Source organism: Caballeronia glebae (genome assembly GCF_001545035.1).
Lineage (GTDB): Bacteria > Pseudomonadota > Gammaproteobacteria > Burkholderiales > Burkholderiaceae > Caballeronia > Caballeronia glebae.
This window is the reverse complement of the sequence record NZ_FCOJ02000068.1, coordinates 14452-36373: the sequence shown is the minus strand read 5'-3', so window position 1 is coordinate 36373 and position 21922 is coordinate 14452. Positions and strand designations below refer to the sequence as shown.

Here is a 21922-nt window from a genome sequence, read left to right as displayed (position 1 = left end):
TGCAGACGACACTGAAGCATGAGTAAATTCATATTTTGCACCGCATTTCTGACCACGCTCGCCGCGTGCGCAAGCGGGCCGCATCAATTCACCTATGCCGACTTTGAAGACGCAAAGGTGCTGCCGTACGACGTGCCCCCGCAAGTGATCTACCGAATCGACGATTACCGATTTATAACGCTGGAGCACTATCGCGATTGCAGCCACGGCGACACTTACTACAACGATAGCAAGACATCTATTCGGACGTATCTCGGACGCGGAGGAATCGAGAACTATCAAGGAACACTTATCATTGCGGACTCATCCGAACGCAACGTCGTTATCCCTTCATCGGCGCCGCCGAATTTTGCATGTAGTGATCGTGGATGCACTGTCTCCATGATTTACTCGACGGACAGTGGAAAAACGTTTCGCGGAACGAAGTACATGCTCAGCTTTGATCCGTATAGCGATTCCAGAGACATGACGATCGTGGCGACAAGCGATTCTATATACGTCGCTCGTCGATCAGCCATAGACACGATGGTCGACAAATATCCTCTAAATCCGGCAGTCGACCTGAACAAGCCATATCCGCCTGGTTTTTTAAATGAGGGTGCATGGGCAGCGAAGCGAAAGCTAATGCCCGATAACCTCCACTCTCCTTCAGGTCAGGAGCGCTTATCGTGTGACGCATCGATTCGTCCAAGCAACCCCGACGCGCCTCTGAATTGAGCGCAGCTACAAAGATCCTGACGGACGAGAGCTCACTTTTCTGAACGATGTCGTTTCGTGCCCTGAGCACTGGCCGTCAATGATTGACACGCTCGTCTTCTCGATCACGCCCGATGCCGCCGTGCGTGAGCAAAAGCTATCCAGCTTCCAGCCGATATCCAAACGCGTGCACGGCTATCTGATCAGCCCACTCGGTGGGCATCGCTTCGACGGGATCACGCTCGATTGAGCGTTCGCCCTTGCCCGCGCGAGCAAGGCGACATTCATGTCGCCAGCGCATTTCTCAGCGCTTCGAGAAACCTGACATAAGCGGTCGCGCCCGGGTCCGCGTGCCCGATGCTGCGCTCCTGCACCCACGCGGCGCGGCCCTTCTTCGACTGCATCGGGGCGGTCGCGCTGACCTGTTCGCGCGCTTTGGCGATCATCGCGTCGAGCGTGTCAATCGCGCTGCCTTGCGATGCGGCCAGCACGTCGAGACTCGGCACGAGTGCATCGAGCACGGTCTTGTCGCCGACCTGACTCTTGCCGCGTTCGATGATGCGCGCCGACACCGCCTGACCGATCCCGAGCACCTCGTCGCGGCCAATGGCGTCCTTGCCGTTCACCGCCTTCGCCGCCGCGAGCAATCCGCCGCCGACGAGCGCTGCAAACGTCGACGGATTCGCCGTCGAAAATGCCTTGGCGGCGGCCAGCATGACTTCGTTCAATGTCGCCTCTTCCGGCAGCGCGCCCAGCGCCTTCACGACGGCCAACGAACCCGACTGCACCGTGATGCCAAGATCGCCATCGCCGAGCGCCGCGTCGAGGTCGCGCAGTTCGTCGGCATGTGCGGGAAGCGCGCTCAGCGCGCGCGTGAGGATGTCCCGCAGTTCCTTGCTCGTCACACTCATCGCACGCTCCCTTCAGGATTCGGTGCCGTCGCGGAAGAACGGCGAGCGCGCGGGCGCTTCGAGCAGCGCTTCGAGTTCGTCGTCGAGCAGCATGACCGTGATCGATGCGCCGGCCATCTCCAGACTCGTCACATATTCGCCGACATACGAACGCGCGATCTTCAGCCCTTCGTCGGCGATGAGCTTCGCCGAACGCCGATACAGCAGATACAGCTCTTCGAGCGGCGTCGCGCCCAGACCGTTGACGAGCAGCGCGACGCGCGAGCCTTTCGGCGCGGCGAGATCGCCGACGATCTGCTTCGTGAGACGCTCGGCGATCGCATCGGCGGTTTCGAGCTTGCCGCGATGCGTGCCCGGCTCGCCGTGTATGCCGATGCCGATTTCCATCTCGCCTTCGGGCAGCGTGAACGTGGGTTTGCCCGCGGCGGGCAGGATGGTTGGTGAAAGGCCGACGCCCATCGTGCGGCAGTTCGCGTTGGCCTTGGCGCAGATGCGTGCGACGTCGTCGAGCGAATCGCCGCGTTCGGCCGCCGCGCCCGCGCATTTGAACGCGAATACCATGCCGGCGACGCCGCGCCGGTCGTCCGCGCGCTCTTTCGGTGCGGAGGCGACGTCATCGGTCAGCACGACGGTTTTTACATCGATACCCTCGGCTTCCGCCAGGTCTGCGGCGAGGTCGAAGTTGAGCACGTCGCCGCCGTAGTTGCCGTAGACATAGAGCACGCCCGCGCCGCCATCTACCGCCTTGGTCGCCTCGAAAATCTGTTCCGACGATGGCGACGAGAACACGTTGCCTACCGCGACGCCACCGCACAAGCCCTCGCCCACATAACCGAGAAAGCCGGGCATGTGGCCCGAACCGCCGCCGGTGATAATGCCTACGCGGCCTGACTTTGGGGCGTCGGCGCGCACGAGTGCGCGCTTGTCCTCGGTCGCCGATCTGATCCATTTCGGATGGGCCAGCAGAAGGGATTCGATGATTTCATCGACGAAGGAATCGGGGTGGTTAATGATCTTTTTCATCTCTTGCGTCTCCTTTATTGCGGCGATCCGGTTCGCCTGCGCTTACGTGAAAACCAGCAGCACGCGTCAAACCTTCCGCCGCTGACTCAATGCATCGAGTAAAACCGCAGCAAAAATAACGCCGCCCTGAATGAACTGTGTCCAGAACGGATTCACGCCGAGAAGTGAAAGCCCGACATTGATCACACCGATCAACACCACGCCGATGAACGTCCCGACGATCGACCCACGTCCGCCCGCGAGCGAAGTCCCGCCGATCACGATAGCCGCGATAACCTGCAACTCCAGCCCATTGGCCGCCGAAGGCAACGCGGAATTCAACCGCCCCGCGAGCACGATGCCCGCAATCGCCGCCGTCAGACCCGCGAGCATGTAAGTAAAGAACACGACGCGCCGAACCGGAATCCCGGCGAGCCGCGCCGCCTCCTGATTCCCGCCGACGGCAAACACCTGATGCCCGAACGTCGTCTTGCGCAACAACACATGGCCGATCACGAACACGAGCAGCATCACGACCATCGGCATTGGCAAGCCCGCGACGGTCTTCGCGCCGAACATCGTGAACGCGTTGGGAAAATCGAACTTGGTGCGGCCATCGGAAATGGCGAGCGTGAGGCCGCGCGCCATCGCCATCGCGGCGAGCGTGACGATGAAGGGCACGAGCCGTAACCACGACACCACGAACCCGTTGAGCGCGCCCGCGAATGCGCCCACCGCGAGCGCGACGCATAGCCCCGCGACGCCCAGTCCGACCGCGCCCGGACTCGACCCCGCCATGACGGTCGCCGCGACCATGCCGCTCAACGCAACCAGCGAGCCGACGGACAGATCGATGCCGGCCGTGATGATCACGAACGTGCCGCCCACCGCCGCTATGCCCACCACGGACACCTGCACCATGATGTTCGTGAGCGTGCTCGTCGTAAGAAACTCGGGCGAAGCAATCGACAACCCAATACAGATGATGACGAGCGCCGCGAACAAAGGCCCGATGCCGCTCCTCAACTGACGGATCACCCGGCGCGAGAGCGCCTCCGTATCCGAACGATCGGCTGCCGTGGAGGTCATGCGCCTGCTCCTGTCGTTGCCCACTGAATGACCGTCTCCGAATCCGCCTGATCGCGCGCGATCTCGGTCACGATGCTGCCGCGATACATCGCGAGCACCCGATCCGACATGCCCAGCAACTCCGGCAGCTCCGAACTCACCATGACGACCGCCGCGCCCGCGCGCGCCATCGTCACCATGTGCGCGTAAATCTCGGACTTCGCGCCCACGTCGATGCCGCGCGTCGGTTCGTCGAGCATGATGACGACAGGGCTCGTCGCCGTCGCGCGGCCGAGAATCACCTTTTGCTGATTGCCGCCCGACAGCGTGCCCGTGATCTGCAACACCGACGACGCTCGCACGCCGAAACGCGCGCTCGCATCTTGCGCGAGCTTGCGCTTTTTCGCGCGGCTCACGAAGCCGCCGCTCGCCAGCGCCTTCAGACTCGACAGCGCGACGTTCTCCTCGATGTTCGCTTCAAGCACGAGCCCTTCGAGCTTGCGATCCTCCGACGTATAGACAAGCCCATGACGCACGCCTTGCGTCGGCGAATGATTGGCGACCTTCTTGCCCTTCACGAAAATCTCGCCGTTCGTCGCGGGCAACGCGCCGAAGATCGTCTTCAGCAACTCCGTGCGCCCCGCGCCCGCGATGCCCGCAATGCCGACGATCTCGCCCGCGCGCACCGTGAAGCTCGCGTTGCGCAACAGCGGCGCACTCGCGAGATCGCGCACTTCGAGCACGACCGGACCATACTCGCGCGCCTCCCACGGATAGAACGATTCGAGATTGCGCGCGACCATCGCCTGCACGAGATCGGCTTCGGTCCATTCCGGCATCGGGCGCGCGCCGACGGTCGCGCCATCGCGCATCACGACAGCGGAATCCGCAAGCTCGAACACTTCTTCCAGATGATGCGAGATGAAGATGATGCCCATGCCTTCCGCGCGCAGCCGGCGCACCACGGCATACAGATTCGCGATGTCATGGCTTTGCAGCGCGGCGGTCGGCTCGTCCATCACGAGAATGCGCGCGTCGCGCGCGATCGCCTTCGCCACTTCGACGAGTTGTCGCTTGTTCAACGGCAGATCGCCGAGACGCATCCACGGCGGCACGTTATCGAGGCCGACGCGCGCGAGCGCTCCGCGCGCCATCGTGTTGGCCTCGCGCATCATCACGAAGCCCTTGCGCGCGGGCATGCGGCCGAGAAACAGGTTCTCCGCGACCGTCATGTCGTTGATCAGCGAAAGCTCCTGATAGATGACGGCCACGCCCGCATCGATGGCCGCGTGGGTGCCGCGCGCGAGCGGCACGCCGTCGATTTCGATCGTGCCTTCGTCGGGTTCATACGCACCCGACAGCACCTTCACGAGCGACGACTTGCCCGCGCCGTTCTCGCCGACGATCGCCATCACGTGACGCGCATGCAATTCGAGGCTCACGCCGCGCAGCGCCTTCACGCCGGGAAAGCTCTTGACGATGCCTTGCATGCGCAACAACGGCCTTGCGGCATTCGCCGCCGGGCGCGCCCGTGCTTCGGTTTCCACTGTCATGTCGTGCATTCCGTGTGCGGGCCGCGTGGCGCTCGAACCACGCGGCCGCCGGTTGCCCTTACTGCTTCACTTCCTCGGACCACAGACCGTACTTCTTCACTTCGGCCGAATCGATGTTCGATTTGTCGATGAGCATCGTCGGCCATGCGTAGTTCGCGGGCACGTCCTTCTTCGCGTTGTAATCCGCGATGAACTGCAGCGACTTCGCCGCCATCTGGATCGGGTTCTGCGAGATCGTCGCGTCCTGCTTGCCCGCGCGGATCGCGGAGAGCGCCTGCGCGGTGCCGTCGGCGCCGATCACGAGAATATGCTCCTTGTCGCCGAGCGGCTTGTAGCGGCCCGCGTTGTCGATGGCCTTTTCCGCACCCACGGTGTTGTCGTCGTTCGCGCCGAACACCGCATCGATTTGCGGATATTTCTGCAGGATGCTCGTCATCGCGTTGAGCGACTTCTCCTGATCGAAGGCGCCTTCCTGACGCGCGACGACCTTGATGTTCGGGTACTTCGCGATCTCTTCGCTGAAGCCCTTTTCGCGGTCCGTCGCGGCGGTCGTGCCCACGAGACCGATCAGATCGACCACGTTGCCCTTCTCTTCGCCGTAGCGCTTCTTCAGTTGCTCGGCGATCCACTTCGCCCCCGTCTGCCCGAGCGCCACGTTATCGGACGCGACGAACGACGTGACCTTGCCGCCATCCGATCCGCGATCGAGCGTGAAGACGGGAATGTTCATCGAGTTGGCTTTTTCGACGGCCGGAATGATGGCCTTCGAATCGATCGGATTGAGCACGAGCGCCGTGACGCCCTGGCTCAACAGATTGATCGCATCGTTGACCTGCTGCTGCGCGTCGCCGTTCGCGTTGGTCTGCACGAGTTCGAAGCCCTGATCCTTCGAGCCGCGCTCGACACCCGCCTTCAGACCGACGAAGAACGCGTTGTTCAAGGTCGCGATCGAGAAGCCGACCTTGGTCTTGCCGCCCGCGGCGCTTGTGGCCGGCGCACTCGCCGGCGCGCTGGCCGCCGCGCTCGCGCTCGACGCCGCGTTGGTGCTGCTCGTCGACGACGAGTTGTCGCTTTTCGAGCAGCCGCTCAACGCGGCGGCCGTGCATAGCAATACCGCGCCCGTGGATTTGCCGAACGTTGCCCAACTGTCGAACCTTGCCGAACTCCATGCCATGGCTGTCTCCGTTGTACGAGTTGTTCAATGCATTTCTTCGTTGCGATGAGGCCTCGCTTCTCGTCACGCGCGTATCAGCGATCCCCCGTGTTGCGCTTGCCGTAAGACTTGAACTTCTCCAGCACTTCATCCATCTGCTCGTCGGAAAGCAAAGGCGGTGCGCCGATCTGCAACGCCAGCAAGTATTGCTTCGCAAGCACCTCGACCTCATGCGCAAGCCACACGGCGCGTGCGAGATCCACGCCGAGCGCGATCACGCCATGATGCGCGAGCAGACACGCGCGACGCGCGTCGAGCGCTGCGAGCGCATGATCGGACAAGGCCTGGCTACCGAAGACCGCATACGGCGCGCAACGTATCGACTTGCCGCCCGCCGCCGCGACCATGTAATGCAGCGCGGGAATGTCGCGGCCGTGAATGGCGAGCGCGGTCGCGGCGATCGAATGCGTATGTACGACCGCGTGAATTTCGCCACGCGCGCGCAGAATGTCCCGATGAATGCGCCATTCCGATGAAGGCCGTTCTACGCGCAGAATGTCCGCGTCGTCGGCGACATCGAGCGGCAGCCACACGATCTGCCGCTCGTCGAGTTCGCGCGCGGGCACGCCGCTCGGCGTGATCAGAAAGCCTTCGCGATACCGCGCGCTCACGTTGCCCGACGTACCCTGATTGATGCCGAGCCGCTCTATGTCGAGCGCTGTCTCGACAATCGCGCGGCGCAGCGCGCTTTCATCGGCCGCGATCATGCGGCGTTTCCCTCTGCGGCGAACAGCGTTCGCAGCGATCGTTCGAACGGCGCGCGCACGATGCCGCGTTCCGTGATGAAGCCGCTCACGAGCGCATGCGGCGTCACGTCGAACGCTGGATTGCGCGCTTGCATCGCATCGGGTGCGATGCGTCGTCCGGCGAGATGCGTCACCTCGTGCGCATCGCGCTCTTCGATTTCGATGCGCGATCCGCTCGCGGTTTGCAGATCGAGCGTCGATGAAGGGCACGCGACATAGAACGGAATGCCGTAGTAATTCGCGGCGATGGCGAGGCCGAGCGTGCCGATCTTGTTGGCGAAATCTCCGTTCGCGGCGACACGGTCCGTCCCGACGATCACGAGATCGACGAGCCCTTGCGACATGATCGATGCAGCCGCGCTATCCATGATGAGCGTGACATCGACGCCCGCCTGCTGCAGTTCGAATGCGGTGAGACGCGCGCCTTGCAGAAGCGGACGCGTTTCATCGGCGTAGACCTTGAACGCGATGCCCGCGCGATGCGCCGCATAGATCGGCGCGGTGGCCGTGCCGATGCCCGTCGTCGCGAGCGCGCCCGCATTGCAGTGCGTGAGCACGCCGCAGCCTTCGCGAACGAGCGGCATGCCATGCTCGCCAATGCCCTCGCAGAGCGTCCGGTCTTCCTTGTGTATCCGCTGCGCTTCCTCGACGAGCGCTTCGTGAAGCGTCGCGGCATCTTTCGCATCGGTGTCGCGTGCATGACGCAGCATGCGCCGCACGCCCCAGCTCAGGTTAACCGCCGTGGGGCGCGCCGTTTCGAGCCAGTTCGCATGACCTTCCAGTTCGGCGCGATACTGCGCGACGCTCAGCGCCGTCGATTCACGCATCGCGATGCAAAGCCCATAGGCCGCCGCCACGCCGATAGCCGGCGCGCCGCGCACGCGCAACTCGCGAATGGCGCGCCAGACCGCTTTTACATCGGCGACATTCTCCACGACGATCTCATGCGGCAGGCGCGTCTGATCGAGCAGGAGCAGATCGCCGTCGCGCCATTCGATCGTCGGGGGAAGCGTGGTGAACAAGGGCTGCGACGCCATGAAATCTCCTGTCACAGCGTCGCGGTGTCGCGCTGAATGTCGCGCGCGAGCATCGCCACGTCTTCGATATCGCCGAGCGTGCCGCGCTCGACGAGCAACGTTTCCGCGCAACGCAGAGAACGCACCTCGATACGCGCACGCGCCTGCGCATCCGGAATGCGCATGATCTCCGCGACCTTCGCCATGCCCACGATGCGTCGAATCATCTTGCAGCCCGCGAAGCCCAACGTATCCGCGAGCAAACGCCGCATGAAATGCGCGCGATACGCGCTGAGCGCGCGGCTCTCCGCTTCTCCACCGATAAAGCGCCGCTTGCTGCGGCTCTCGTGATCGCGCCACAGTTCGAGGAATTGCGCGCTGAAGCCGGTCCAGATACGCGTCATCTGTTCGAGCAGCCATTCCTGATACGCGACGGGATCGCGCCCATCGATACGGCCATGCCAGTCGCGCGAGAAATACGCGAGCAGCAGATTCGCGAGCAGCGCGCCGACATCGAAGCCCATCGGTCCATAGAACGCGAACTCCGGATCGATCACGAAGGTCTCGCTTTCATTCACCATGATCGAACCGGTATGCAGATCGCCGTGCAGCAAGGTCTCGGCGTGATTCATGAAGGCCCACTTCATGTCGGCCGCGGCGATGCGCAACGGTTCGTGCGTTCTGAGCCGTTCGATCGCCGCCTTCGGCAATGCGGGGCTATACATGTTCGACGGATGATCCTCGAACGGAAATGTGAAGACGAGATCCTCGGTGATCTTGCATAGCTCCGAATTGACGGCGGCGCTCGCGGCCTGCTTCTTGATATCGGGCGCGAGGAAGAGATCGGAGCCATAGAAAAGCGTATGCGCGAGATAGCTCGACAGATGATCCGCGAGACACGGATACATCGCGCCATCGATCAGGCCTTGACGCAGGATGCGATGCGACGCGAGATGCTGCATCACCATCAGAAAACGCTTGCTGTCCGCGTGATAAACCTTCGGCACATGTTGCGGACACAGCGCACCGAAGCGCCGCAACGCGGCGACTTCATGCTCCATGCGCTGACACGAAAGCGGCCACGCCTTGCCGACGAGCCGCAGAAAAGGCGGCGCCTGCTTCACGACGACACTGCGCCGCGGCGTCTTCGCATTGGTCACGAAGTACACGTAGTTCAGATTGCCGTCGCCCACTTCGGCGACTTCGAGATCCTCGGGGTCGCCCAGCAGCGCGCGCACGTCGGGCACGCCACCGAGATAGGCAGCGAGTTCCTGCGCGGTGAAAGCTTCAAACTCCATCGGTGTCTCCTCCGATGTTGCCCGCGCGCGCGTCGTATTCAGCGACGCTTGCGCACCAGATCGAACTTGAAGATGCTCGTGTTGTAGTAGTCGTTGCTATAGCAAAGCGGCTCGCCGCTCTGATCGAAATCCACTTCGTCCAGCAGCAGAAAAAGACCGAAGCCGTCGCCCAGTTCCGGCAGATCGCGCGGCGTGAGAATGGTCGGCTGTATCGACGTATGCGTATGCGACAGCCGCCGCCCCGTGCGCTCGAACATGCCGAAGAGCGATTCGCCCAGCTCGCCCTCGGCGGCATCGAACACGCGCTGCGGGATCGTGTCGATGCAATACGCCGCGATGGCGTCGTCCGCGCGCCGCACGCGCTCGATTCTCACGCAAGGATCGCCGGGCCTGATGGCGAGCTTTTCCGCGAGACTCTCCGACGCCGCGACGGTGTCTGTGCGGATACGGCTCGTCGCCGGCACCGCGCCGACGCTGCGAATCATGTCGGTCACTGACATCAGATCATCGAGTCCACCATGCAGCTTCAGCGAAATTTGTCTGATGAAGGTGCCCTTGCCTTGCTGACGCGACAGCAAGCCATGCGAGATCATCTGCGCGACCGCTTCGCGCAAGCTCGACCGGCCGACGCCGAGCAGCTCGCAAAGCTCTATTTCAGTGGGAATCTGATCGCCGGGCTTGAGCTTGCGCTCGCGGATCATGGTGAGGAGCGACTCCTGGATCTTGTCGCTCATCGATCGATCGACGCTCAGGCGCATGAGGCTCTCTCGGATGACAGTCCCTGAAATATACATCAGACGTCTGATGTTTCTGTAAGGACTTTCCCGAAGCGTTTACTGCTTTATACAAGTGATTTTCTTTGCGCGCGTGCAGCATGAATGCACCCGCCGCGCGCGTCGCGACGGGCTTTGCAGTGCACGCTTATTCGTCGATCACGCGAGCGCGGCGACATCCAGAAACGGCGCGATGTTTTTCATCGCGCGCTCGACATACGCCTCTTTCTCGCCGACCGGCGCGACGTAGTGAATCGCGCCGCGCGCCGCCTCGACGCCTTCGAGCCGTGCGATCACCCACGCCGCGAGATATTGCGATGCGAGGCACCCGCCCGCCGTGGCCACGTTGCCGTTCGCGACGAACGGCTGATCGAGCGTGCGCACGCCCGCTTCCTCGACCCACGGCTTGGTCGTCAGATCGGTGCAGGCGGGCACGTCGCGAAGCAGGCCGAGCTTCGCGAGAATGAGCGTGCCCGAGCATTGCGCCGCCAACAACTGGCGCGCGGGATCGAGTCTCAGACGCGCCATCAGCGATGCATCGGCGACGACTTCGCGCGTGAGCATGCCGCTGCCGACGATCACGGCATCGGCATGCGCGGCGTCTTCGAGCGTGGCTTGCGCTCGCAGCACGACGCCGTTCATCGAACGCACTTCATCCGACGGACACGCGATCGACACCTTCCAGCCAGGCTTTTTCACGCGATTGAGAATGCCGAGCGCGATCAGCGAATCGAGTTCGTTGAAACCTTCGAACGTAAGAATGGCGATGTGCATGATGTTTCCCTCCGAGCGCATGGATTTGCATGAGCGCATGCTACGGCCTGAAACGAATACAATCAAAAAATTGTCATGGATACATCCGGAGCGTGCAGTCATGCCGAAGCAACCGCGTTACAGGCAGATCGTCGACAGATTCGCCGACGACATTCGTTCCGGCCGCCTCAAGCCGGGCGCGCGCCTGCCGACGCATCGCGAACTGGCCGCGCGCGAGCGGCTCGGCATCGTGACCGCGACGCGCGTGTACGCCGAATTGAACGCGATGGGTCTCGTCAGCGGCGAAACGGGGCGCGGCACGTTCGTGAAGGAAACGACGCTCGCGCGCGGGCTCGGCATCGATCAGGTCGCGATTGCCGCCGACATGGTCGATCTGAATTTCAACTATCCCGCGCTGCCGGGTCAAGCGGAACTGTTGCGCAATGCGTTGCGCCAGTTGTCGTCGGCGGGCGATCTGGAAGCGCTGTTGCGCTATCAGCCGCATGGCGGACGCGCGAGCGACCGGGCAACGGTCGCGCGTCATCTGGCGCGCCGCGGTCTCGACGTGAGCGCGGATCGCGTGATGATCGTCGATGGCGCGCAGCACGGCCTCGCCACGACCGTCATGGCGCTTCTGAAACCAGCCGATGTGGTCGCGGTCGACACGCTGACCTATCCCGGCTTCAAGTTGCTGGCCGAGGCGCAGCGGATCGAACTCGCGCCTGTGCCGGCGTCGGGCGCGGGCCCCGATCCCGACGCGCTCGACGCGTTGTGCAAGCGACGCCGCGTGCGCGCCCTCTACACGATGCCGACGCTGCACAATCCGCTCGGCTGGGTGATGACGGCGACGCGACGCAGGCAACTGGCATCGCTCGCGCGCAAGCATGGCTTTTTCATCATCGAAGATGCCGCGTATGCCTTTCTCGCCGCCGATGCACCGCCGCCGCTCGCCGCGAGCGCGCCCGAACTCACGGTGTACGTGTCCGGATTCTCGAAGAACGTGGCGACGGGCTTGCGTGTGGGTTATGTCGTCGCGCCGCCCGAATGGGTGCCGAAGATCGAGCGCGCCATCAGAGTGACGACGTGGAATACGCCGGGCGTCATGACGGCTATCGCGTGCGGCTGGCTGGCGGATGGCACGGTCGAAAGACTCGAAGCCCAGAAGCGCGCGGATGCGTCGATGCGGCAGGTCATCGCGGCGCGCGCGCTCGGGCGATTGAAGCGCGTGGCGCATCCGGCTTCGTATTTCGTGTGGCTGCCGATGCCCGAGGAAGTGCGCGCGGATCGCATCGCCGCCGCGCTGCTGGAAGAGCGGATCTCGGTGTCGACGGCCGAGCCGTTTTGTATGACGACGCAAGTGCCGCATGCGTTGCGGCTGGCGTTGGGATCGGTGGATGTCGGGACATTGGAGAACGCGCTGGGACGCGTTGCGGAAGTAGTGGGAAGGTATGCGTATTGAGCATGAAAAGAAAGCGCGAATCGACGACGCAATAATCCTGTAATAAAGCGAATCGGCCGAACACATTTTCCGGATTGCGAAATAAATGGGGTGTGCACGATGGCTGATTCGCGCATCGCAAATGCTGCGCGCTATAAAAGGAAGCCGAAATTACCGCAACTACGCTATAGACGTGGAATTAATACTCACTCGATAAACCCGCGCGTGACAATAGCAGCGCCCCTTCAGTCATAATCCCCGGCGCTTGGACACACCGCTGTTTCAAACTTCCGCAAAAACAGCAAACGTTTGCGGTTATATTTGTGTTCCAATCGAACCGATTATTCGATTTATAAACCCCGATACTTCCGCGACTCACCATCGCGTCCATCGATTGGAAATGGCCTATGCCGACTCAGTTCGAGGCATCGACACCGGAAAATAAAATCGAGGCGGAACATACGCGTCAGGCGCATTTCCAGCAATGGTTCGCCACATTCGCCAGTCTCGCCCATTCGCGGCTCCCGCTTTCCGCTTATCTCCAGAAAGTCACCGATACGCTAAGAGAAGTCGCGGGCGTCGCGTCCGCCGTGGTGGAATGGATCGAGGGCGACGCGCTCCACTATCGCGCGGCGAGCGGCGCGGCGGCGGCGCACATCGGCGTGCGGCTGCCCACGTCCGGCAGCCTGTCGGGTCTTTGCATCACGCGCCAGCAGGCGCTCATCTGCCGCAATTCGGCGACCGACCATCGCGTCGACCGCGCCGCGTGCGAGGCGGTCGGCGCGGTGTCGATGGTCGTCGCGCCCGTCGTCTACGAAGGCCGCTCGGTCGCCGTCCTGAAGCTCATTTCCGGCGAAATCGACCATTTCGGTCAGTCGGACATCAGCATTCTCGACGCGTTTTGCGCGTGCATCGCGGAAACCATCGCGCGCGAGGAAATCGCGCAGGAGAATCGCAAGCTTCTGCGGGAGAACGCCAGCGTCGCGGCGGATCTCTCGGTCGAGTCGTCGCTGCGCATCGAGTACGAAAAGAAGCTCGCCGACGCCATGCGCCGCCGTCAGACCGTGCTGGATAACGCGCACGTCGCGTTCGTTTCGATGGACGAAGCCGGCATGGTCGTCGACTGGAACGAAGCCGCCTGCGTGCTCTTCGGCTGGAAACAGCGCGAGGTGGCGGGCCAGGAACTCGCTGCGTTCATCGTGCCGGAGCGCTTTCGCGACGCGCATCGCACGGGGCTGACGCGTTATCTGGCGACCGGCGAGGCGCGCATGATCAACCGGCGCTTCGAGCTGCCCGCGCTGCGCCGCGACGGCAGCGAGTTCGCCGCCGAGCTAACGATCAGCGAAGTCTGGTACGAGGGCCAGCGCCAGTTCGCGTGCTTCGTACACGACGTCACCGACCGGCATGTCGCGAACGAGGCGAACGAGCGGCTGCGCCTGCTCATCGATTCGGTGAGCGATTACGCAATCTGCATGCTCGACCAGAACGGCTATGTGCGCTCCTGGAACGAAGGCGCGCGCGCCATCTACGGCTTTACGGCGGCCGAGGCGATCGGGCGGCATTTCGCGCTTTTCTATACCTCCGACCAGCACGGCCGCGACCGTCCCACCGACGATCTCGCGCTCGCCGCGAAGCGTGGCCGCGTCGAGCACGAGGACTGGCACGTGCGCAAGGACGGCTCCGAGTTCTGGGCGCACGTCATGCTGAGCGCGCTGCCCAGCAATCGCGACGGCGAACTGGGCTTCGTCAAGATAACGCGCGACATGACCGCGCGGCGGCGTCTCGAAGAACTGGAGGCGTCGAGCCGGCGCATGAACGAGTTTCTCGCGCTGCTCGGCCACGAATTGCGCAATCCGCTCGCGCCGATCCGCAACGCGGTGAGCATTCTCAAGCTGAAATCGTCCGACGACGCCGACGTCATCCGCAGCCGCCAGATCGTCGATCGCCAGCTCGCGCATCTGACCAAGCTGGTGGACGATCTGCTCGAAGCCGGGCGCGTCAGCTCGGGCAAGATTCGTCTGACGACCGGCATCGTCGATATCGCGGATGTCGTGCACTTGAGCGTCGAGGCGAGCCAGCCTTCGTTCGACGAGCGCGGGCAACGCATCGACGTGCAGGACAGCGGCCAGCCGCTTTTCGTGAACGGCGATCCGACGCGGCTCGTGCAAGCGCTCAACAACCTGCTCAACAACGCGTCGAAGTTCAGCCCGCACGGCTCGACGGTCACGCTCGCAGTCGGCCCGCGCGGCGGCACGGCGATGTTGCGCGTGAGCGACGAAGGCCGCGGCATTTCTCCCGAGGCGCTCGGCACGGTGTTCGATCTGTTCGTGCAGGAACATCCGCCGGGCGCGCATGCCGACGAAGGCGGACTCGGCATCGGCCTCACGCTCGTTCGCGCCATCGCGGAGCTGCACGGCGGTCACGTCGAGGCGAAAAGCGGCGGCGCGGGACAAGGCAGCGCGTTTTCGCTGTGGCTGCCGCTTGCCGAACCGCCCGCGCGCGGCGCGCCGGCGAGCGGGACGCCTGCCGCCGCGCCGGGCCGTCAGCTCGATGTGCTGGTCGTCGACGACAACCGCGATTCCGCCGACAGCATGACGCTGCTCGTCGACATGCTCGGTCATCGCGCGCGCGCCGCCTACGACGGGCCGCGCGCGCTCGAATCGTTCGAAGCGGTGCGGCCGCAGGTCGTGTTGCTCGATTTGTCGATGCCCGGCATGACCGGCTTCGACGTGATCCGCCGCTTGCGCCAGGATGCGGACCAACCCGGTGGCAAACACGTGATCGTCGCGGCAATGACGGGCCTCGGCTCCGACGAGGACATGGCGCGCACTCGCGCTGCCGGTTTCGACGCGCACCTCGTCAAGCCGGTCGATCTTCCGGAGCTGGAGCGCGTGCTGGCGCTGGCGCGGCGCGTCTGACCGGTTGCGGCGCGCCTGGCACCGCGCGCACGCGCGCGGGCGTTTTCGTCAGGCGGTAAGGCAGCTTCAGCATGGGCCAGAATGCGCCGCTCGCGTCGCGCGCGGCGCCGAGCACGTCGGCCAGGAAGTCGCTGTCTTCGAGAAGTTCGTCGACACGCATCACCGGAACGGCTCTCGCGATCACTTTGGCCGTCGCGCCGGTCACGATTCTTTCGACCTGACCTCGGCGCATTCCACCGTCACGTTCTCCCGCTCCTCGAAGCGCGCGAGCGCCGGCGCTTCGGCCAATGCATCGGTGACGAGCGTCCAGTTGCGTTCCAGCGGCGTCCAGTGCTGCTGGCTCGCGCGCTCCAGCTTGTTCGACGTGACCAGCACGAACACGCTCGCCGCCTGGCCCGCGATGCACTCCTTTAGAAACGCCTGCTCCGCCGTCGCCTCGCACAGCCCGCGACCCGCGACGACGCCGTCCGCGCCGAGAAACGCCTTGTCGAAGGTGACGCGCGTGAGCGCCACCTGCGCGAGCGCCCCGAGCGTGCTCATGCTCGACGGCCGCACGTCGCCGCCGATCAGCGTCACGCGCACGTCCGCCGCCGCGAGCAGGTTCACCGCCAGCAGATTGTTCGTCACGACGTGAATCTCCGTGCGCCCGGCCAGGCAGCGCGCGAGCGCAGTCGTGGTCGTGCCGCCGTCGAGAAAGATCGTGTCGCCGTCGTGCACGTGACGCGCCGCCGCGCGCGCGATCGCTTCCTTTTGCTCGCGAAAACTTTCGCGCCGCGTATCGAGCGATTCTTCCGGCTCGTGCATCCCGACCGACGCCGCGCCGCCATACGTGCGCACGATGCGCCGTTCGTCGGCGAGCGCGCGCAGATCGCGCCGCACCGTCGCCTCCGACATGCCGAAGTGCTCGCACAGCGCGGCGACATCGTTCATGCCGGAGAGCACGGCCTTCAACATGGCTTCGCGGCGTTTCTCGACTTTCATCCTGTTCCCTGAGTTCTCTTGCGGTTCCGGCGGCGACGCACAGTGTAGCGAACCGGCCGGGTCCGTCGAATGCTCACGCGTTCTCGCAACGCCGCCGATTTTTTGATCGGTTCGATCATTCGAACAGGCGGAATGATCGCGATCGATCAGTGTAAACGCCTATATCGATCGGTTTGCGCAAACATCACGCGCCGACTACACTCCAGTTTGATCGATTCAATCAATCTGTGATCGAATTGGACAGAAACCACTCTGGAGACCTCATGGCTCAGATTCATATCAAACGCGCCATCGAGCGCGTCCCCGGCGGGATGATGATCGTCCCGCTGCTGATCGGCTCGCTGATCGCGACGTTCATGCCCGGCATGCCGAAGTTCTTCGGCTCGTTCACGAACGCGCTCTTCACCGGCGCGCTGCCGATTCTCGCGGTGTTCTACGTGTGTATGGGCGCGAGCATCGACGTGAAAGCGACGCCTTATCTGATTCGAAAAGGCGGCGCGCTGTTCGTGACGAAGGTCGGCACGGCGATCCTCGCGGGCGTCGTGCTCGGTCACTTCCTCGGCGAGCAACCCATCAGCTCGGGCCTGTTCGCGGGCATTTCCACGCTCGCCGTGGTCGCCGCGATGAACGACACCAACGGCGGCCTGTACATGGCGCTGATGGGCCAGTACGGACGCTCGGAGGACGTCGGCGCCTACACGATCATGTCGCTCGAATCCGGCCCGTTCCTGACGATGGTCACGCTCGGCATCGCCGGCTTGTCCGCGTTTCCGTGGCCGACGCTCGTCGGCAGCATCCTGCCGCTCGCGGTTGGCATGTTGCTCGGCAATCTCGACCGCGAGATGCGCGCGTTTCTCGGCCGCGCCGTGCCGGTGATGATTCCGTTCTTCGCGCTGGCGCTCGGCGCGAGCCTCGATCTGCACAAAGTATGGCAAGCCGGTTTGCTCGGCATCGGCCTGGGCCTCGCGGTCGTCATCGTGACGGGCATTCCGCTTTATTTCGCTGATCGTCTGACGGGCGGCACGGGCGTGGCGGGCGCGGCGGCGGCGAATACCGCGGGCAACGCGGCGGCCGTTCCGGCGCTGATCGCCGCGGCGAATCCGGTCTATGCGGAAGCGGCCAAGTCGGCGACGCTGCTGGTCGCGGCGTGCGTCGTCGTGACGGCAATCGTCTCGCCCATATTGACGGCGTCGATCGCGAAACGCGTGAATGCGCGCAGCGATGCGCGTTCGGCCGCCGAGGCGCGGGAGGCGACACCGACACGCGCCGCCTCGCGCCCGCCGACGCCGCGAAGCGCACGGCCGACGCGTGGCAAGCGCTGCGCGCGCCCGGACGGCGTCTCTACAAGAAGATCGATTCGACCTTGCGCGGCAACTGGGCCGCCGAAGTCGCGGCGCTGACCCGCCTCGCGGGACCGGCCATCGTCACGCCCGCGTTTCCCGCGACGGGCCGCACGGTGCGCGATGCCCGCGTGTTCGTGCGCGGCGTGCCGCTCGAAGACACCGAAACGTGGCAACTCGAACACGCCGGGCAGCGTGCCGGTTTGCGCGACGTGCTGAACGCGGTCGGCCTGCGCGTCGCGCACGTTCCGCTCGATGCGTTTCGCGCCGCGCCGCAAGAGATCGCGGTGATGATCGCGTCGGCGGCGGCGTCGGCGAACGGCATCGACGCGATCATCGTCGATGCCGAAACCAGCGACGATCTTGCATCGCTCGCACGCGTGACCGCATCGGTCGACGAGCCGTTCTTCTGGGTCGGATCGGGCGGACTTGCGCGCGAACTGGCCGCCCTGCCCGACCTTTTCCATGCCGATGCATCGATGCACCCGGCCAGTTCGATCGACCCCGCGCAAGGCCCGATTCTCGCGCTCGTCGGCAGCCTTTCCGCCATCTCCGAGCGTCAATGCGCGCTGCTTCGCGCCGAAGCCGGCGTGGCCGAAATGATCGTGCCGCCCGCCGTGTTGCGCGACGGCGCGCGTCATCCGCAATGGCACGCCTGGAGCGAGCGCATCGGCGACGCGGTGCGCGGCAACGAAGACGCGATCGTGCGCATCGGCCGCGACGACGCGTTCGATGCCGCCGAAGGCGCGCTGCTCTCGAACGCGCTCGCGGCGCTCGTCGCGCCGCACTTCGACGCGCTCGGCGGGCTGATCGCGACCGGCGGCGAAACGGCGCGCGCGATGCTCGCCGCCGCGAACGTCGGCGGCCTCGAACTCGTGCGCGAAATCGAAGCGGGCGTCGCGCTCGGACGGCCATCGAACGGCCGAGGCCCGTCGGTCGTCACCAAAGCCGGCGCGTTCGGCAGCGAGCACGCGCTGCTCGGCGCCTATCTGCATTTGCGCGGCGCGGATGTTCCCGTCGCGCGTCAAGACATAGACATCACCAGACAAAAATCATGAGCAACTATCTCCCCGTAATCGGCATCACGATGGGCGACGCGAGCGGCGTAGGCCCGGAAGTCGTCGTCAAGAGCCTCGCCCACGATACGGTCTATCAGCAGTGCCGTCCGCTCGTGATCGGCGATGCGCGACGTCTCGAACGCGCCAACGAAATCGTCGGCGGCAAGGCGCGCGTGCGCCGCATCGAGGACGCAACCCAGGCGCGTTACGAGCCGGGCGTGATCGACTGTATCGATCTCGATCTCATTCCCGACGATCTGCCCTTCGGCGAGCTTTCGGCTGTCGCGGGCGACGCGGCGTACCGGTTTATCGCGCGCGCCGTCGAACTGGCGCAGGCGAAACAGATCGACGCGATCTGCACCGCGCCGCTCAACAAGGAAGCGCTGCACGCGGGCGGTCACAAGTTTCCCGGCCACACGGAAATGCTCGCGCATCTGACGGGCGTCGACGAAGTGTCGATGATGCTCGTCGCGCCGCAACTGCGCGTGATCCACGTGACGACGCACATCGGCATCATCGATGCGATCCGCAAGATCGAGCCGGGCCTCGTGCAGCGCACGATCGAGCGCGGCAACGCAACGCTCGTGAAGTCGGGCATCGCGAAACCGCGTATCGGCGTGTGCGGCATCAATCCGCATGCAGGCGAGAACGGCCTCTTCGGTTATGGCGAGGAAGAGGAGAAGATCATTCCCGCCGTGAAGGTGTTGCAGGAACGCGGTCTCGACGTGACCGGCCCGCTGCCCGCCGATACGCTGTTTTATCGCGCGGGGCGTGGCGACTTCGATCTCGTCGTCGCGATGTATCACGATCAGGGGCACGGTCCCGTGAAGGTGCTCGGTCTCGAAGCGGGCGTGAACGTGACGGTCGGGCTGGAGGTGATCCGCACGTCGGTCGATCACGGCACGGCGTTCGATATCGCGGGCAAGGGCATCGCCGATGAAGGCAGCATGCTCGAAGCGCTGCGTCAGGGCGCGGAGCTGGCGACGCGGCGGCAATGACGCGGTTGGCGCGATAATGAGTGCTCCCCCAAAAGCACTCGCGCCGATCGATCATGACTTCTTCTCTCGATACGCTGCATGACATTTGGCGCATCGCCGGCCTGCCCGACGATGCGCTTTCTTTCATCGACCTTCCGGGTCGCGATCCGGTTTTCCCTTCCAGTTTCGCTGTCGGCCGTGCGGCGCAGGCGTGCATCGGCGCGGCGGCGCTCGCGGCTTGCGAGCTTGGTTTTGCGCGCGGCGCGGGGCGGCAGCGCGTATCCGTCGACATGACGCATGCGGCGGTCGAATGCACCGGGGTTTTCACCGTCGACGGCAAGGAGCCCGAGACATGGGGACGATTCTCCGGTCTCTATCGATGCGCCGATGGCTACGTGCGCATTCACGCGAACTTCGAACATCATCAGGATGGCGCGCTGCGTCTGCTCGGACTCGATCCGCGCACCGCGACGCGCGAGGACGCCGAACGCGCGCTGCTTTTATGGCGCGCCAGCGATTACGAAAACGCGGCGGCGCAGCGCGGCCTCGTCGTGACGATGCTGCGCACGTTCGACGAATGGGACGCGACGCCGCAGGCGCAAGCCATCGCCGCTCAGCCGTTGATGACGATCACGCGCATCGGCGATGCGCCGCCTCTCGCCCTGCCTTCCTTGTCCGCCGATGCGAGGCCGCTCGACGGCCTGCGCGTGCTCGATTTCACGCGCATTCTCGCGGGGCCGGTCGGCGGGCGCGCGCTCGCTTCGTTCGGCGCGGACGTGATGCTCGTGAACGGCCCGCATCTGCCGAATATTCCGGCGATCGCGGATATGAGCCGTGGAAAGCGCTCGGCGCTGCTCGATCTTCGCTCGGAGCGCGATCGCGAGACGCTCTGGCATCTGATCGATGACGCACATGTGTTTGCGCAGGGTTATCGGCCGGGCGGGATCGCGTCGCTGGGTTTCGGGCCGGACGCGCTGGCGCGGCGTCGGCCGGGGATCGTCTATACGTCGCTGAGCGCGTATGGCGCCGAAGGTCCGTGGGCCGAGCGACGCGGCTTCGACTCGCTCGTGCAGACGGCAATGGGCTTCAACGCCGCCGAAGGCGAAGCGGCGGGCGAGCGCAAGCCGCGCACCTTGCCGATGCAGATGCTCGACATGGCGAGCGGTTTCCTGATGGCGTTCGGCGCGGCCGCCGCGCTATGCAAACAGCGGCGCGAAGGCGGAAGCTGGCACGTGCAGGTTTCGCTTGCGCAGGCGGGCCATTGGTTGCGCGGGCTCGGTCGCGTGGAGGGCGGCTTCGCGATCGAGAAGCCGGATTTCGCGCCTTATATGCAGCGGTATGAATCCGGATTCGGCGCGTTGATGGCGGTGCGGCCGAGTGCGCAACTCGCGCGAACGCCCGCGGGTTATGCGCGGAATTCTGCGCCGCCGGGGACGTCGGCGGCGCGGTGGTGATAAGCGCCCGCTAAACCGCGCACGCCGGATATCCGCTCAATCGATGAAATACGCGAGGAAATACGTCAGGAACCGGCGCGCGACATCGCCTGAGCCAACTCTTGCTGCCCACGCGAGTCGAGCGTATCGGCGGCGCCGAGACGATCGCGCGTCTCCTTGTTCTGGCTCAGCTTCGACTTGCCGACGAGCGACGTCACCGCGATCTCGATGCCCACGATGTTCCGAAGCATGCCGTCGATGAACTCGCGTTCGGAGTCGCCCATCTTCCACGGCTTCGGCTCGTTCGACTCGTGCCGCCGCGTGAGGCGCGCGACCAGGCCCCGCACGAACTGCTCATCGTCGCGCACGGTGAGCACGCCATGCGCGTGCACGACTTCGTAGTTCCAGGTCGGCACTTGCCGATGCGCCTCGTGCTTGCTCGGATACCAGTTCGGCGAGATATAACCTTCGGCGCCGCGAAAAATGACCATGACGGGCGTGCCGCTCGGACACCGCTGCCAAACGTCGTTGGCGCGCGCGACGTGCGCCGTGAGCAGACCGTGCGGGCCCTGCGCCGGATCGAACTCGAACGGAACGTGATTGGCGTCGAGACCGGCGTCGTCGCGCGTCACGAGAATTCCAAGCGGATGCGCGTGAATGATCCGTTGCAACTCTTCAGGGCGAGTCTCGGCGAAATGCGGCGGAATATACATCGTGGATGCTCGACGGAAAGTGACGGAACTGCATC

The 21922-nt window shown here is 64.4% G+C and carries 21 protein-coding genes and 1 pseudogene; 9 read left to right on the top strand and 13 right to left on the bottom strand.

What is annotated here, in order from left to right; genetic code table 11:
- The first annotated feature begins 18 nt into the window (after window positions 1-18).
- Window positions 19-717: a T6SS immunity protein Tli3 family protein gene (locus AWB82_RS37410; RefSeq protein WP_143756934.1), complete on the top strand. Its 699-nt coding sequence runs from the start codon at window positions 19-21 to the stop codon at window positions 715-717.
- Between the two features lie 79 nt (window positions 718-796).
- Window positions 797-946 (top strand): hypothetical protein, encoded by a 150-nt coding sequence (locus tag AWB82_RS37790; RefSeq protein WP_159462643.1) that lies wholly within the window; start codon window positions 797-799, stop codon window positions 944-946.
- Window positions 947-980: 34 nt separating this feature from the next.
- Here the strand turns inward: AWB82_RS37790 and AWB82_RS31215 are convergent, their stop codons facing one another.
- From AWB82_RS31215 to AWB82_RS31170, 10 genes are all read right to left on the bottom strand, one after another.
- The gene (locus tag AWB82_RS31215; RefSeq protein WP_086973163.1) at window positions 981-1607 is read right to left on the bottom strand and encodes a DAK2 domain-containing protein; all 627 of its coding nucleotides are present in this window, start codon (window positions 1605-1607) and stop codon (window positions 981-983) included.
- A 12-nt stretch (window positions 1608-1619) separates the two neighbouring features.
- Window positions 1620-2630, bottom strand: coding sequence for a dihydroxyacetone kinase subunit DhaK (locus AWB82_RS31210; RefSeq protein ID WP_086973162.1), 1011 nt, complete (start codon window positions 2628-2630; stop codon window positions 1620-1622).
- A 66-nt stretch (window positions 2631-2696) separates the two neighbouring features.
- Window positions 2697-3698 (bottom strand): ABC transporter permease, encoded by a 1002-nt coding sequence (locus AWB82_RS31205; RefSeq protein WP_086973161.1) that lies wholly within the window; start codon window positions 3696-3698, stop codon window positions 2697-2699.
- Window positions 3695-5230, bottom strand: a complete 1536-nt coding sequence (locus AWB82_RS31200; protein ID WP_086973165.1) for a sugar ABC transporter ATP-binding protein — start codon at window positions 5228-5230, stop codon at window positions 3695-3697. Before AWB82_RS31200 ends, AWB82_RS31205 begins: the two co-directional genes overlap by 4 nt.
- A gap of 58 nt (window positions 5231-5288) precedes the next feature.
- Window positions 5289-6404: a sugar ABC transporter substrate-binding protein gene (locus AWB82_RS31195; RefSeq protein WP_086973160.1), complete on the bottom strand. Its 1116-nt coding sequence runs from the start codon at window positions 6402-6404 to the stop codon at window positions 5289-5291.
- 74 nt (window positions 6405-6478) lie between these two features.
- Complete coding sequence (locus AWB82_RS31190) at window positions 6479-7150, bottom strand: class II aldolase/adducin family protein (RefSeq protein ID WP_086973159.1); 672 nt, start codon at window positions 7148-7150, stop codon at window positions 6479-6481.
- Complete coding sequence (gene mtnA / locus AWB82_RS31185) at window positions 7147-8226, bottom strand: S-methyl-5-thioribose-1-phosphate isomerase (RefSeq protein WP_086973158.1); 1080 nt, start codon at window positions 8224-8226, stop codon at window positions 7147-7149. The genes AWB82_RS31190 and mtnA overlap by 4 nt, the downstream gene beginning before the upstream one ends.
- Window positions 8227-8237: 11 nt before the next feature.
- A complete protein-coding gene (mtnK, locus tag AWB82_RS31180; RefSeq protein WP_086973157.1) occupies window positions 8238-9503 on the bottom strand; it encodes an S-methyl-5-thioribose kinase in 1266 nt (421 codons plus the stop codon).
- 38 nt (window positions 9504-9541) lie between these two features.
- A complete protein-coding gene (locus AWB82_RS31175) occupies window positions 9542-10237 on the bottom strand; it encodes a GntR family transcriptional regulator (protein WP_235023506.1) in 696 nt (231 codons plus the stop codon).
- A 198-nt stretch (window positions 10238-10435) separates the two neighbouring features.
- Entirely contained in the window at window positions 10436-11050 is a 615-nt protein-coding gene (locus AWB82_RS31170) for a DJ-1/PfpI family protein (RefSeq protein WP_086973164.1), read from the bottom strand.
- 100 nt (window positions 11051-11150) lie between these two features.
- Here AWB82_RS31170 and AWB82_RS31165 point away from each other — a divergent pair, with 100 nt between their 5' ends.
- Window positions 11151-12488 (top strand): aminotransferase-like domain-containing protein, encoded by a 1338-nt coding sequence (locus AWB82_RS31165; protein WP_086973155.1) that lies wholly within the window; start codon window positions 11151-11153, stop codon window positions 12486-12488.
- 386 nt (window positions 12489-12874) lie between these two features.
- Entirely contained in the window at window positions 12875-15385 is a 2511-nt protein-coding gene (locus AWB82_RS31160) for a hybrid sensor histidine kinase/response regulator (RefSeq protein WP_086973154.1), read from the top strand.
- Here the strand turns inward: AWB82_RS31160 and AWB82_RS38620 are convergent.
- Both AWB82_RS38620 and AWB82_RS31150 read right to left on the bottom strand, forming a co-directional pair.
- Window positions 15327-15590, bottom strand: a complete 264-nt coding sequence (locus tag AWB82_RS38620) for a hypothetical protein (protein WP_086973153.1) — start codon at window positions 15588-15590, stop codon at window positions 15327-15329. The genes AWB82_RS31160 and AWB82_RS38620 overlap by 59 nt on opposite strands.
- Window positions 15587-16366 (bottom strand): DeoR/GlpR family DNA-binding transcription regulator, encoded by a 780-nt coding sequence (locus AWB82_RS31150; RefSeq protein WP_086973152.1) that lies wholly within the window; start codon window positions 16364-16366, stop codon window positions 15587-15589. The genes AWB82_RS38620 and AWB82_RS31150 overlap by 4 nt, the downstream gene beginning before the upstream one ends.
- A gap of 263 nt (window positions 16367-16629) precedes the next feature.
- Between AWB82_RS31150 and AWB82_RS31145 the strand changes: the two genes are divergently transcribed.
- From AWB82_RS31145 to AWB82_RS31130, 5 genes and pseudogenes are all read left to right on the top strand, one after another.
- On the top strand, window positions 16630-17766 hold the full coding sequence (locus tag AWB82_RS31145; RefSeq protein ID WP_235023505.1) for a 2-keto-3-deoxygluconate permease: 1137 nt from the start codon (window positions 16630-16632) through the stop codon (window positions 17764-17766).
- Window positions 17676-18089: pseudogene (locus tag AWB82_RS38615) on the top strand (four-carbon acid sugar kinase family protein); the annotation flags it as partial. The gene AWB82_RS31145 and the pseudogene AWB82_RS38615, both read left to right, overlap by 91 nt.
- Before the next feature lie 96 nt (window positions 18090-18185).
- Window positions 18186-18764, top strand: a complete 579-nt coding sequence (locus AWB82_RS38610; RefSeq protein ID WP_235023507.1) for a nucleotide-binding domain containing protein — start codon at window positions 18186-18188, stop codon at window positions 18762-18764.
- Entirely contained in the window at window positions 18761-19762 is a 1002-nt protein-coding gene (pdxA, locus tag AWB82_RS31135) for a 4-hydroxythreonine-4-phosphate dehydrogenase PdxA (RefSeq protein WP_086973151.1), read from the top strand. The genes AWB82_RS38610 and pdxA overlap by 4 nt, the downstream gene beginning before the upstream one ends.
- Window positions 19763-19815: 53 nt before the next feature.
- Window positions 19816-21195, top strand: coding sequence for a CoA transferase (locus tag AWB82_RS31130; protein ID WP_086973150.1), 1380 nt, complete (start codon window positions 19816-19818; stop codon window positions 21193-21195).
- 65 nt (window positions 21196-21260) lie between these two features.
- Here the strand turns inward: AWB82_RS31130 and AWB82_RS31125 are convergent, their stop codons facing one another.
- On the bottom strand, window positions 21261-21887 hold the full coding sequence (locus tag AWB82_RS31125; protein ID WP_086973149.1) for an FMN-binding negative transcriptional regulator: 627 nt from the start codon (window positions 21885-21887) through the stop codon (window positions 21261-21263).
- Window positions 21888-21922: the final 35 nt, after the last annotated feature.

Bases quoted from the DNA above. Each gene is read 5' to 3' on its own strand.
- AWB82_RS31125 (WP_086973149.1), bottom strand. From the start codon at position 21,887: ATGTATATTCCGCCGCATTTCGCCGAGACTCGCCCTGAAGAGTTGCAA.
- AWB82_RS31165 (WP_086973155.1), top strand. From the start codon at position 11,151: ATGCCGAAGCAACCGCGTTACAGGCAGATCGTCGACAGATTCGCCGAC.
- AWB82_RS31150 (WP_086973152.1), bottom strand. From the start codon at position 16,366: ATGAAAGTCGAGAAACGCCGCGAAGCCATGTTGAAGGCCGTGCTCTCC.
- mtnK (WP_086973157.1), bottom strand. From the start codon at position 9,503: ATGGAGTTTGAAGCTTTCACCGCGCAGGAACTCGCTGCCTATCTCGGT.
- AWB82_RS31215 (WP_086973163.1), bottom strand. From the start codon at position 1,607: ATGAGTGTGACGAGCAAGGAACTGCGGGACATCCTCACGCGCGCGCTG.
- AWB82_RS31210 (WP_086973162.1), bottom strand. From the start codon at position 2,630: ATGAAAAAGATCATTAACCACCCCGATTCCTTCGTCGATGAAATCATC.
- AWB82_RS38610 (WP_235023507.1), top strand. From the start codon at position 18,186: ATGCACCCGGCCAGTTCGATCGACCCCGCGCAAGGCCCGATTCTCGCG.
- AWB82_RS31145 (WP_235023505.1), top strand. From the start codon at position 16,630: ATGGCTCAGATTCATATCAAACGCGCCATCGAGCGCGTCCCCGGCGGG.
- AWB82_RS31175 (WP_235023506.1), bottom strand. From the start codon at position 10,237: ATGAGCGACAAGATCCAGGAGTCGCTCCTCACCATGATCCGCGAGCGC.
- AWB82_RS31190 (WP_086973159.1), bottom strand. From the start codon at position 7,150: ATGATCGCGGCCGATGAAAGCGCGCTGCGCCGCGCGATTGTCGAGACA.
- AWB82_RS31170 (WP_086973164.1), bottom strand. From the start codon at position 11,050: ATGCACATCGCCATTCTTACGTTCGAAGGTTTCAACGAACTCGATTCG.
- AWB82_RS37790 (WP_159462643.1), top strand. From the start codon at position 797: ATGATTGACACGCTCGTCTTCTCGATCACGCCCGATGCCGCCGTGCGT.
- AWB82_RS31130 (WP_086973150.1), top strand. From the start codon at position 19,816: ATGACTTCTTCTCTCGATACGCTGCATGACATTTGGCGCATCGCCGGC.
- pdxA (WP_086973151.1), top strand. From the start codon at position 18,761: ATGAGCAACTATCTCCCCGTAATCGGCATCACGATGGGCGACGCGAGC.
- mtnA (WP_086973158.1), bottom strand. From the start codon at position 8,226: ATGGCGTCGCAGCCCTTGTTCACCACGCTTCCCCCGACGATCGAATGG.
- AWB82_RS31205 (WP_086973161.1), bottom strand. From the start codon at position 3,698: ATGACCTCCACGGCAGCCGATCGTTCGGATACGGAGGCGCTCTCGCGC.
- AWB82_RS31200 (WP_086973165.1), bottom strand. From the start codon at position 5,230: ATGACAGTGGAAACCGAAGCACGGGCGCGCCCGGCGGCGAATGCCGCA.
- AWB82_RS31160 (WP_086973154.1), top strand. From the start codon at position 12,875: ATGCCGACTCAGTTCGAGGCATCGACACCGGAAAATAAAATCGAGGCG.
- AWB82_RS31195 (WP_086973160.1), bottom strand. From the start codon at position 6,404: ATGGCATGGAGTTCGGCAAGGTTCGACAGTTGGGCAACGTTCGGCAAA.
- AWB82_RS37410 (WP_143756934.1), top strand. From the start codon at position 19: ATGAGTAAATTCATATTTTGCACCGCATTTCTGACCACGCTCGCCGCG.